The sequence below is a fragment of the Bacillus sp. ILBB4 genome, from assembly GCF_035064545.1.
In the GTDB taxonomy this organism is placed as follows: Bacteria; Bacillota; Bacilli; order Bacillales; family Bacillaceae_H; genus Priestia.
In genome coordinates this window covers 122,870-135,195 of sequence record NZ_JAIQVD010000009.1, presented here as the reverse complement: position 1 = coordinate 135,195, position 12,326 = coordinate 122,870, and the positions used below count along the sequence as shown (strand labels likewise).

Below are 12,326 nucleotides of genomic sequence, written 5' to 3'. Positions count from 1 at the left end.
GTTTTTCTTTTATTGATGATGACGATAACCATCTTGCTCACCAGTTGTTGGAGTAAAAAAGAGCTAACTGACCTTGCCATTGTATCAGCCGCAGGTATTGATAAAACGAAAGATGGGAGATATCATCTAACACTCCAGATTATTAATCCAGGGAATGTAGCCGGAGGATTACAAGGCGGAGGTGGTGGTTCTCAAAGCCCCCCTATTACCATTTATTCGGCTTCAGGTGACAATCTAGTTGAAGCAAGTAGACGGGCTTCGGGCAGAATTTCTCGACGATTATATTATGCGCATACAAACTTGGTCGTGGTGGGAGAGAAATTGGCCAAAGAAGAAGGAATTAATACATTAGTGGATGCGTTTGATCGAGATCCAGAATTTCGAAATACTTCCACCCTCGTGATTGCGCATCATTCGTCCGCAGCTGACCTTGTGAAAACATTAACACCAGTCGATAAGATCCCAGCGAATAAGGTACTAAAAACCTTAGAATTTACGGAAAGAAAATGGGGAGAGAATGTAAAAACCTCACTCCAAGAGGTGATGAGCAGCCTTGAATCTCCTGGAAAAGGAACTGTCGTATCAGGCTTTCGTCTAGTTGGGAATTACCAGCAAGCACAAAAGCTGGATAATCTTCAGGAAAGTGCACCCGAAGCAACGCTTCGTGCTTCCGGAATTGCCGTCTTAAAACAGGGAAAGCTAGTGGATTGGCTGTATGGAAAACCAGCAAGAGGAACGGTATGGATTCTCGATAAAATTCAAGGAACAGATATTAATATTGATTGGGCAGGAAAGAAAGAAGCTATTGCTTATCAAACTGTACGACAAAAAACAAGCGTATCTGCCCAAGTTAAGAATGGGAAACCTCATATTTCTGTTCATACACGTGTTGAAGGAGATATCAGTGAAATGGAGGTACCTGTTGATATCACTAATCCGAAGGTTATTACAAAAATCGAACAATCCGTAAGGAAAGAAATTAAAAAAGAGCTAAGGGTAGCTATTGAACGTGCACAAAAAAACAAAACGGATATTTTGGGATTTGGTGAAGTAGTTCATCGTACTAGGCCAAATCAATTTAAAAAATTAAAAACAGAATGGAATGATGTCTACTTTCCAAAGTTAGACGTAAATATCACAGTCGAAGCCTATGTGCGTCGAGCTGGCTTACGAAATAAATCGTTTCTTTCAGGGGTAAAAGAGAATCAAAAGTAAGGAAAAGGAGGTGCCAGTGAATGGAGAAAGCTAAAATTAGTGCTAGTCAGCTCTTTATTTTAATGGTCCTGTTTGAACTGGGGAGTGCTTTACTGGTACCACTTGCAATAGATGCAAAACAAGATGCGTGGCTTGCGATTCTGCTTGGAATGGTATTCAGTTTCGTTCTATTATTAGTCTATCATAGGCTTTATACCTATTATCCCGATCTTTTGCCTACAGAGTATCTGCAAAGGATTCTTGGGAAAGTACTTGGAACCATACTGGCTTTTGTTTACATTCTTTACTTTATGTATGACGCCTCAAGGGTTCTACGCGATTTTGGTGAGATGCTGTTAACCTTTGCCTATCCGGACACACCTTTATTCATCGCGAATGCATTATTAATGCTTGTCATTATTTATACCATTAGAAAAGGAATTGAGGTCATAGCTCGATCAGGAGAACTGCTTTTTATTTTTATGTATGTTCTTGCGGTTGCTGGCTTTATCTTAATTGTTTCTTCTGGTTTAATTCATTTTAAAAATTTACAACCTATATTGGAAGAGGGCTTATCCCCTGTTCTAAAAGTGGTATTTACTCAAACGTTGTATTTTCCATTTACAGAAGTCATTGTATTTACGATGATCTTACCCTATTTAGACAACCCCAAGAAAGCAAAGGTAACTATGTTATGCGCAACAGGATTAAGTGGAATCAATTTAATTATTACCATGCTTATTAATGTCTGTGTACTCGGGGTTGATTTAACTGCGCGTTCCCAATACCCACTTCTTAGTACAATTGAGAGCATCCAAGTAGCTAATTTTTTAGAACGGCTTGATGTATTTTTTATGCTCGCATTAATCATCACGATTTTCTTTAAAATTTGTGTGCTATTTTACGCAGCTGTCGTAGGAACTGCTAGTTTTTTTAAGATTAAATCACCTTCACGGTTATCATATCCTTTGGGACTAATCATTCTCTTTTTGTCTATTACCATTGCGAGCAATCTTCAAGAACATAACCATGAAGGACTAAAGGTGGCAATGTTTGTTATACATATCCCTCTCCTTGGGATTATTCCTCCTCTACTTCTTCTTGTAGCTTTCTTTAAAAATAGGAAGAAGCAGAGGAGGCACACATATAACTAGCCAATTTTCATATCGAATACTGCCATTATCATAGAAATTCCTAGTGGGTTATTGCCCGTACAAAGAATACCTTTAGCAGGAATGAATCTTAAATCAAGTCTAATATATAATGTTCAAAAGATTCCAACTGATGAAAAGGTTAAAGAACAATTTCAAAGAAACAGAAGATCGCTTTGAGAAGATCGAAAAGGAGCCCGGTTGAATGGAAAAAGCCAAAATTAGTGCTAGTCAGCTCTTTATCTTAATGGTTCTGTTTGAACTAGGTACTACTTTATTGTTACCTATTGCCATGGACGCAAAACAGGACTCTTGGCTTGCCATTCTGCTTGGAACGGTATTCAGTTCAGTTCTGTTTCTAATCTATCATAAGCTTTACTCGTACTATCCAGATATTTTACCTACAGAGTACATGCAAAAAATCTTAGGTAAAGCCATAGGAAGCATACTGGCCTTTCTTTATATCTTTTATTTTATCTATAATGTAGCAAGGGTTCTACGTGATATCGGTGAGATGCTGTTAACCTTTGCCTATCCCGATACCCCTTTGTTCATTGCGAATGCTTTATTGATCCTTGTTATTATTTATACGGTTCGCAAAGGTATCGAAGTAATAGCCCGATCAGGAGAAATCTTTTTTATAATTATGTATATCCTAGCCATCACTGGCTTTATTCTGATTGTATGTTCGGGGTTAATCGATATTACAAACTTACAACCAGTACTTGAAGAAGGGATATTTCCACCTTTGAAAGCTGTTTTTACTCAAATCTTGTATTTTCCTTTTAGTGAAGCAATTGTGTTTACAATGATTTTACCGTATTTAAAAAACCAAAAGAAGGCCAAAGTGACCATGTTATGTGCATCAGGATTAGCTGGCATTAACTTGACTATTACCATGCTTATTAACATTAGTGTACTTGGGGTTGATTTGACTGAACGTTCCCAATTCCCTCTTCTTAGTACCATACAAAGCATCCAAGTAGCTAACTTTTTAGAACGGCTTGACGTCTTTTTTATGATTGCTTTAGTTATCGGTGGTTTCTTTAAGATAAGCGTGTTACTTTATGCGGCTGTCATAGGAACGGCTAACTTGTTTAAGATTAAATCATCTTTACGACTGTCATATCCTATAGGGCTCATCATTTTATTTATGTCTCTGGCTATTTCTAGAAATTTTCAAGAACACCTCTCTGAAGGTTTGGGGATAGAAATGTTTGTTTTGTATATTCCCCTCACTGCGATTATTCCTGTTCTGCTTCTTCTTGTTGCATTCTTTAAAAATAGAAAGCAACAGAAAGCATGATACACGACAAGTTCGTTTGCTCACTTTTGGGTGATATGAATTTTTCCACTCATTGAATAGTTATAAGCTTAGTACTTATTTATCGTAATAGATTGAAATTATGTGAGGTGATTTTTCTGTATAATTGGTTTTATGATCATTTTATCAATACAATTCTATTTCCTCTTGCTTGTATAGTGATGGTAGCTGTCATATTAAGTACATATGCGTACTTTAAATTAAAAAAAACTAATAATTAATAGTCTCTAGTGTTTATTAATTTCTATTATGGATCTTTCTCTTTTAAAATACACAATTAAAACCTAACGTCTCTTGTTTAAAAGAGCGTGCGAGGAATGAATGTATACAAACCTCACACTAAGCAACTGGCGTACCATTTTTAACAGGTTCATCGGGCTTTAATAGGACGACATCCCCTTCTTCTGAAACGCCACCAACTACCAACACTTCCGATTTAAAGCCTGCAATACGCATAGGAGGAAAGTTTACTACTGCTACTACTTGACGACCTATAAGTTGTTCTGTCCCATATCTGCGCGTAATTTGGGCTGAAGAATGTTTGATTCCAACCTCTCCAAAATCAATTGCTAACTTTATTGCAGGCTTTCGTGTTTCAGAAAATAGTTCTGCTTTAATAATAGTACCAATCCTTATATCTAACTTCAAAAAATCTTCAATTATTGCCACAATCATTCCTCGCCATCTTTATAAGTTAGTCTACCTTTCATTAATGTGTTGCATTAAATGTTATCTTATTGATAATAGCAGAAAAAAAAGAGTTGTTTTTGTCCAATCCTAAGGATGTTTTGTTTAATTATAAGATATATGATATATAAAACTAATTTACATAACGTTAATTATAAGAAGTAATAACCTTAGATTAAAACAAAATTAATCCTATTTTTGAGAAACAATGTGTCAATAATGCTACAAGATGTTTCATTTTCTATACGTAAATGTATCGAACCATATAAAACATAGTTCCCATGGTATACTATCGAACAATGACAAAACATTGTATACGCAATATATTTTGTTTATTTTCTGCATTAGGCGAACAAAAAAAACACTGTATAGGTCCAGTGTTTTTTTGTTTTTTAGACTACATATCATATATAACTTAAGTTACCATAATGCGCCTTAGAGGAACCACCCCCCACGTATATCAAGAGGATTTTCAGCTTTGAGTATACAAAATGATTCTCCATTTGGTGTCCTTATTTATAAGTAATAAAATTAATTATTTATATTAAATGTTTTATCATTCATTCAAGTATACAGATGAAGATTTACATACTTGCAAATTGTGCAAGAAAAAATCATTTTTGGGTAGCTTAGACACATAGAACCAATTTTTATATAAACCTAATGAGGAAAAGAAATGTTATCAAAGTAACTTCTAGTTAATAAGATAGCCATCGAAAAGAGGTAATTATTTAGTGGAGAAAGCAAAGATTAGTGGAAGTCAACTATTTACCTTAATGATATTGTTTGAATTTGGAAGTGCCTTTATTCTTCCTATTGCTATAGATGCTAAGCAAGATGCTTGGCTTTCCATTATGTTTGGGATGATAGGCGGTTTACTTTTATTTTTAGTCTACTATCAACTCTATCGTTACTATCCTGACTTATTACTTGTCGAATTCACACAAAAAATCATGGGAAAATGGATTGGTCGTTTTATTTCATTTCTTTATATTTTTTACTTTGCAAACATTGCTTCCAGAGTAATCCGAGATTTTGGGGACATGTTATTGACATTTGCCTATCCAGATACTCCTTTATTTATTGTAAATACCTTACTGGTGCTTGTTGTTATCTATACCGTGAGCAAAGGAATCGAAGTTTTGGCAAGATCCAGTCAACTTCTGTTTATTTTGTTCTACCTATCTTCTATTTCTGGATTTATTCTTATTGTATGTGCCGGTATAATTGATTTTACAAATTTACAACCTGTATTAGAAGAAGGGATTTGGCTTCCTCTAAAAGTTGCTCTGACTCAAAATATATATTTTCCATTTGGAGAAACGGTTGTATTCTTGATGATTTTACCATACGTGAAAAATATGAGAAAAGGAATTGGATTAAGCGCTATTGGATTAACAGGTATCAATTTAATGATTACCATGATTATAAATATTAGTGTATTGGGAGTAAGTCTTACTGCTCGCTCACAGTTTCCTCTTCTAAGTACAGTAGAAAGTATTCAGGTGGCTGATTTTTTAGAGCGTCTTGACGTGTTTTTCATGCTCACAGCAGTTATTGGAGGATTTTTTAAAATAAGTTTGTTTTTCTATGCTACTGTAATAGGTACAGCAAATTTATTCAAAATTAAATCTCCATCTAAGATATGCTTTCCCTTAGGACTTGTTCTTCTACTTTATTCTCTAAGCTTAGCAAATAATTATGAGGAACTTATACAAGACGCGCTTAAAATACTACCATTTTCTTTAAATATACATTTTCAAGTCATACTTCCTCTTTTGCTCCTTACTGTAGCTTTCTTCAAAAATAGAGCAAAGCTTAAGAAATCTGATGTCAACCTACATCAACTCTAGGCTTAAAGAATAGAAAGTAAGAAACATAAAATACACTAAGGAGCTACCGGCCTGATCTTTTCTTTTAAAAAAACAATCTAACTCCCACGGATTGTTTTCTCCCTTTTTATATAAGTGATTAATTTTTTTACATATTGAGTAAACTACTCAGGATGCAATGGGGCATCACTCATAAAATTTAATTATGTAACAGAAAAAACCTACTTTCTTCCGCAGTAGTTTTTTCTCTTTTTAAGCAGTTACGATATACAAATTGAAAAGCAGAAAAACTCCCTATTTCCTTAAGGAGTCTTTCTGTAGGTTAATGAGATTATAGATTGGAGATACTTCTCAGCATCTTGAATAGTTTGCTCATAATCCATAAAAATATTCACATTAAAGATCCTGTAAATGAATTCGTATACTGAACAGCTTGATGTAAACTAGAAAAACTTCTAACTTCCTCAACTTTTATTCCTAAGTTCACCATGGTTTGAGCGATTTCTGGACGTATCCCACTGATGACGACTTCAATTCCTAATAACTGTAGCCCAGCTATTACTTTAAATAATTGATCTGCTACCATCGTATCAATAATAGGAACTGCTGATAAATCAATAATAAGCCATTCTAATTTATATTGGCTTCCTTTCTCTAAGGCACTCTCCATCAAATATTGTGCCCGTTTGGTATCTAAATCACCTACTAAAGGAAGGATGCCTATATCTTCTGTCATACAAACAACGGGAACAGATAATTCATCAATGGCATATTGAGCATAATTTATTTTTTCAGTGTAATCTTTTACATATGACTTACTTACGAATTGGATGGCATTATCTACAATGCTATTAAAGTGAGAAATGATTTGGTAAAAAGCATCGAGGGAAAAATCATTATTCTTTGCTTCTTCTTTTATTATTTCTCCGATTACATCTCGGTAATAGCTAATCTCCTCTAAAGCTAGGTTTAATGGTAGTCCATTATTGACTAATAAATTAGCCATATTATTTCCCCACTGTTCCATGACTTCATTTGCTGCCTCTTTTTCCATCAAAAAAGAATCGGCATAAGTTGTAAGAAGGTCCAAGCGAAAAGTAGTCAACTCTGTATAGATATTATGAGACGTTGCAAGATCTAGTCTTTTATTTTCAGCTAACTTTTCTTTTCGTTGTAAAATTGTTTCTTTAATTGCATGTAGTTTTTCTTGTTGTATATATGGCAAGGATTTCCCTCCTTTTATCCAAAAAAGTAAAAGCCCTCTAATAGATGAGGATTAGAGGACTAAACATGTTGAAAAAAATATAGATATTGATGAAATGGTAAGTTACTTATATTCTTTATTTAGTTGTATAGTGCACCTAAATCATAACATATCTTTATGACAGGACTATTTCAGACAAGTTACAACATATGTATAAAATTAAACTTTTTTACATTGTGGTTATGTTTACGTTCAGAAAAATCGCCTTCTTGCCAAGAGTTTCCAGCTGAACGCCTAATAGATGTAAATTCAAAAATTAAAGTCCTCAATATTAAAAACTATGCATAAAATAAAGAGAGAAGTTGCCACTTTGCGTTTAGCTTCAACTTTTTAACTTTGACTTAAGCGATATAGAATAGGTGATATTTATTCTTTGAAGGTAGGTGTATTGATGCATCAATATGAATATACGTGGGTTCGAAAGACTCGAGGAACGCTGTTAGACTTTTGTAAGGAGTTAGAACCAAATGGTTTGAATCAACAAAACAGATTTGCTTGGCAAAGTGTAAGGAACACATTGGTACATATAGCAGATTGTTATTATGCTTGGCTTGGCTCATTTGTTTTATTAAAGACAGAGAAACCTCTTACACCTAGAAAGGAACTACATAATTTCAATTTCAACAAAATAAAAGGACGATTTGAACAGGTGGATTCTATTGTAAATGAGGTATATAAACTATATGGGAACAAATTAAATGAACGAATCGAAAGAAAGATCCCTTGGAGAGAAGAACCGGAAATAATATCAATTACGCCTAATAAGTTACTTATGCACACGATTACTCATGAATTTCATCATAAAGGACAAATTGTATCCAAGTTACGAATGATGGGATATGAGCCTCCAAATACAGATATATTAGGAACGAAAGATTAATATGTTGATTTATTATGTTTGAGTTAATAAAAATGTTTCTATACTAAAGGTAAGAAGAAGATAGTTAGACTAATGGTTTATATAGGAAAGAAAGACAAAGCCCATCAACTTATGTCAATGGGCTATTTATCCAATTTATTTTTTGAATTTATAAGGTAACGTTGTCACGATAACGTTTCTTCGATAAAGAAGATGTGCCCTTAGTAATAAGCTTGATTGGTTATGCAATGCATTATGCCAGCTTTTCCTTGTGATAAATTGTGGAATTAAAACCGTGACAGCCATATGACTATCATCAGCTCGCTCTTCTACACGATCAATAAAGCGTAAAAGAGGTCCAACTAAGCTTCGATATTGTGAGTAGAAGGTAACTAAGCGTATATCCGGATATCTTTCGTTCCATATCTCTTCCATCCTCTTTTCACTTTCACGGTCAAATGCCACATGGACCGCAATCACTGTGTCTCCAATAATTTTTGCATAGTTAATGGAATTCTCGACAGCTCTTGTTAAACCTGCAACTGGTATAATGACTACATTTCCTTCTATAGCTACTGCTTCTTTATCTCCCGGCTTGATACGGAGTTGCTTTCCTACCTCTTCATAATGGTTCTTAATACGGTGGAACAGATAAACGATAAGAGGTAAAAAGATTAAAACAGCCCATACTTGTGAGAATTTCGTTGTAAAGAAAATAAGTAGCACAGTGAAGCTGATCAAAGCTCCTATAAAATTGGTCACTAATTTTCCCTGCCAGCCAGCTGGCTTTTCTTTTAACCATTTAACAATCATACCTGTTTGGGATAATGTAAATGGAATAAATACGCCAACAGCATATAAAGGAATTAACTGTTCTGTATTACCTTGAAACGCTATGATGAGCGCAATAGAGGCAATTCCAAGTGTCACAATGCCATTTGAATAGCCTAAGCGATCACCACGTATCGTAAACATACGCGGGATATACTTATCTACAGCTAAGTTAACAGCCAGTAAAGGAAAGGCTGAAAAGCCTGTATTCGCAGCCAACACCAAAATTAAAGCTGTGGTCCCTTGAACAAAATAATAGAAACCATTTCGTCCCAACACTTGGGAAGCAAGCTGCGAAACAACTGTCTCCTCTGCTTTAGGTGCAATTCCAAACCAATAAGCCAAGAACATGACACCTGAAAACAAAATAGCTAAAATAATACCCATTGCAACAAGCGTACGTACTGCATTTCTTGCAACCGGTTGTCTAAAGTTTGTTACAGCATTTGAAATAGCTTCTACGCCTGTAAGGGCTGAACACCCTGATGAAAAAGCGCGTAGTAGTAAAAATAAGCTGATTCCTGGCACTGCAGTTCCAATAGCAGGATGAACATTAGGAGATACCTGACCAGTCGCTACTTTCCACATTCCTACACCTATTAAGAGAAGTAGTGCAAGAACAAACAGATAAACAGGATACGCTAATGCTGACGCAGATTCTGTTACCCCTCTTAGGTTCAAAATCATAATAAAAATAACCAATAAGCAAGCGATGATGACCTTGTAGTCATGAAGGACAGGAAAAGCAGACGTTAACGCATCAGTTCCAGAGGAAATACTTACAGACACGGTTAAAATATAGTCTACTAATAAAGATCCTCCGGCAATAAGACCTGCATTTTCTCCGAGATTATATTTCGATACAACATACGCCCCTCCCCCTTCTGGGTACGCATAAATAATTTGGCGATATGAAAGAATAAGTGCGGTTAAAAGAATAAGTACCCCAATACCAATTGGGATGGAGTACCAAAATGCGATCATTCCAATGGTGGCAAGCACGATTAAAACTTGTTCTGGACCATATGCCACGGATGAAAGTGCATCAGATGAAAGAATAGCTAGGGCCTTGACCTTATTTAATTTTTGTTCGCCTAACTCTTTTGATTTAAGTGGCCTGCCAATTAACAAGCGCTTTATGGATGAATAACTCATCTAAATTCCTCCTGAAACCTTTACCATTTACTGTATTATTTTACTTTTATCATTCCCTATGGCAGAAAAAAAACACAAAAAAGAACACTAAGGTTCTGCTTAGTGTTCTTTTCAGGACAAATAAAAGCAACCCCTCTCTAAAAACGCTTATGAGGTTAGCTGTCGGATTCGGGCCTTCAAAGTAGCCCTACTTTCTTTCCAGAAAGATTCACCCCTAGTGCAAAAGCACAAAAATGGGTCCCCCACTCCTTACAGATTAAGCGATAAAAGGTATAAAAATAGCAAGATTATATATGTACGTTAGGTACTATACGCCAGAATATTAAATTTGTAAATAGGTATGTTAACTAAAAAGAGACGGTTTAAAACATCTTTTTTATTGTCTATCTCTAATGTATTTTTTCCCCATAAAGTAAATAACGTTCACAAAAGTATACTTATGCGAACGAGTTGTATTATGCTTTCTTAAAGTTTTTTTGAAGTCAAAAAGAGAGCTACTACAACAAAGTAGTGCTCTCTTTTTTAATGAACTATTTATCAAAAACCTAATTTATTTTATCAAAAATAATAATAAATCCATTAATGTAGTAATTGGTATTCACTTTCCAACTAAGCTCGGCTTAGCCAAAGGAATTACTCAAGATTTTGAAAAACTTACACATAAGCAGCCTATAAGTATAAAAACGTATATTAGAGACTATAAAGCAAATTGGATATAACAATTAAGTGAAAATCTATATAGTAAGAGACTATTATGTAACTGGTGAATAAATAAACTATAAAGAACGGGTTCCCCTTTTTATTAGATAATTTGGTATATAACAAAATATACAATAATTTCAATGCTTTTTTATAGGTTTAAAAAGGTCTGTTTAGAGATTTAAATAGATCTTTTATCATTAGTTTTTTCTGCATCTAAAAAGGTGTGCATTTTTAGACTATTTTATTGTGAGCCAATTATAAAATAAAAAAGCTTTACGAAACCTTTCGCAAAGCTTTTGTAACCCTCTATATTATCCGATTACTCTTCTTATTTCTTCTATATTTAATCCCGTAAACTTTGCAATATCATCCAAAGTCATACCATTCTCATACATGCTACGAATCAATTGAAGTTTCCCTTTTTCTACCCCTTCTTCTAATCCTTCCTCACGAGCATGGGCTAGTTTAGCTTGTTCATCAATTAGCAATTTCTCACGGGCTTCATATGCGCTTCGGAATGAAGAATCATGACTCATATTTTCCCATTTATGCATCGCTTTTTGTAGAATTGGATCTTGATTCATAGCAATCTCCTCCAATGTTTGAGTTAAATGTTCATCTTCATGAGCTGGTAATAATAATATCCAACGAACGAATGCATTTTCCCACGGGTTGACTTTTTCTTCCCGCCACTGTTTCACAAGCTTTGGAATTTCCACAAAATGAATTTCAATATCATCGCTTAAAACACGTTGCTTTGTTGTGTCCCACAGTTGACCTGTCGTCTGAAATTCTTCATCTGAAGAGAATAAAATGAAATCCAATAAATTAATGGTGATGGTTTTTCGTAAAGCACGATAAGGCATCCCCTCTTGCATTTGTGACGTATATAATTTACTCCAATAATACAAAGAACGCTTGACCATATCATGCGTATTACGAAGTTGAATCTCGATATTCACCTGTGTTCCGTTACTCAATGTGGCTAGTAAATCTAAGATAGATAACTTGTCATCTTCGTAAGCCTTGTGAAGGTGTGGGTCTTCCAATTGAAGAGACGTAATGGGTACTTCTAGAGACTTTTCTAAAACAGCGTTTAAAAAACCTGTTAAGATGTCCTCGCTACCTTTGGTACCAAATAATTGTTTAAAAGCAAAATCAATTCGTAAATTCACTAATTTTGTGGACATGAATTCCTCTTCCTATCTTTCTTATTTCTTACCCTTATTTTATAAGATAGCAGGATGTGTTTGCAAATGTTGAAAAGAAAACTAACTAGTCGTCATGATCATCAAACTAGAAGTTATTGTGGATTGATATAGTCTCA

9 protein-coding genes and 1 riboswitch are annotated in these 12,326 nt (G+C 34.7%); of the genes, 5 read left to right on the top strand and 4 right to left on the bottom strand.

The window, feature by feature from the left end:
- The 3 genes from LAV82_RS26060 to LAV82_RS26050 all read left to right on the top strand — a co-directional run.
- Positions 1-1,215: Ger(x)C family spore germination protein (locus LAV82_RS26060; protein WP_499717254.1), on the top strand; the 1,215-nt coding region annotated here is incomplete at its 5' end.
- Between the two features lie 20 nt (positions 1,216-1,235).
- Complete coding sequence (locus LAV82_RS26055) at positions 1,236-2,348, top strand: GerAB/ArcD/ProY family transporter (protein ID WP_499717253.1); 1,113 nt, start codon at positions 1,236-1,238, stop codon at positions 2,346-2,348.
- A 202-nt stretch (positions 2,349-2,550) separates the two neighbouring features.
- Complete coding sequence (locus tag LAV82_RS26050) at positions 2,551-3,651, top strand: GerAB/ArcD/ProY family transporter (protein WP_499717252.1); 1,101 nt, start codon at positions 2,551-2,553, stop codon at positions 3,649-3,651.
- A 357-nt stretch (positions 3,652-4,008) separates the two neighbouring features.
- Here the strand turns inward: LAV82_RS26050 and csaA are convergent, their stop codons facing one another.
- Positions 4,009-4,338 (bottom strand): chaperone CsaA, encoded by a 330-nt coding sequence (gene csaA / locus LAV82_RS26045; RefSeq protein ID WP_211079166.1) that lies wholly within the window; start codon positions 4,336-4,338, stop codon positions 4,009-4,011.
- Positions 4,339-5,090: 752 nt separating this feature from the next.
- On the opposite strand from csaA, the gene LAV82_RS26040 reads away from it, so the two are divergent.
- Positions 5,091-6,209, top strand: coding sequence for a GerAB/ArcD/ProY family transporter (locus tag LAV82_RS26040; protein ID WP_499717251.1), 1,119 nt, complete (start codon positions 5,091-5,093; stop codon positions 6,207-6,209).
- A 370-nt stretch (positions 6,210-6,579) separates the two neighbouring features.
- Here the strand turns inward: LAV82_RS26040 and LAV82_RS26035 are convergent, their stop codons facing one another.
- On the bottom strand, positions 6,580-7,413 hold the full coding sequence (locus LAV82_RS26035; RefSeq protein WP_499717250.1) for an STAS domain-containing protein: 834 nt from the start codon (positions 7,411-7,413) through the stop codon (positions 6,580-6,582).
- 412 nt (positions 7,414-7,825) lie between these two features.
- Here LAV82_RS26035 and LAV82_RS26030 point away from each other — a divergent pair, with 412 nt between their 5' ends.
- A complete protein-coding gene (locus LAV82_RS26030; RefSeq protein ID WP_499717249.1) occupies positions 7,826-8,332 on the top strand; it encodes a DinB family protein in 507 nt (168 codons plus the stop codon).
- A gap of 135 nt (positions 8,333-8,467) precedes the next feature.
- Here the strand turns inward: LAV82_RS26030 and kimA are convergent, their stop codons facing one another.
- Both kimA and LAV82_RS26020 read right to left on the bottom strand, forming a co-directional pair.
- A complete protein-coding gene (gene kimA, locus LAV82_RS26025) occupies positions 8,468-10,297 on the bottom strand; it encodes a potassium transporter KimA (RefSeq protein WP_499717248.1) in 1,830 nt (609 codons plus the stop codon).
- A gap of 128 nt (positions 10,298-10,425) precedes the next feature.
- Positions 10,426-10,570, bottom strand: a riboswitch (cyclic di-AMP (ydaO/yuaA leader).
- A 740-nt stretch (positions 10,571-11,310) separates the two neighbouring features.
- Entirely contained in the window at positions 11,311-12,189 is an 879-nt protein-coding gene (locus tag LAV82_RS26020) for an Rpn family recombination-promoting nuclease/putative transposase (protein ID WP_499717247.1), read from the bottom strand.
- Positions 12,190-12,326: the final 137 nt, after the last annotated feature.

Bases quoted from the DNA above. Each gene is read 5' to 3' on its own strand.
- kimA (WP_499717248.1), bottom strand. From the start codon at position 10,297: ATGAGTTATTCATCCATAAAGCGCTTGTTAATTGGCAGGCCACTTAAA.
- LAV82_RS26050 (WP_499717252.1), top strand. From the start codon at position 2,551: ATGGAAAAAGCCAAAATTAGTGCTAGTCAGCTCTTTATCTTAATGGTT.
- LAV82_RS26020 (WP_499717247.1), bottom strand. From the start codon at position 12,189: ATGTCCACAAAATTAGTGAATTTACGAATTGATTTTGCTTTTAAACAA.
- LAV82_RS26055 (WP_499717253.1), top strand. From the start codon at position 1,236: ATGGAGAAAGCTAAAATTAGTGCTAGTCAGCTCTTTATTTTAATGGTC.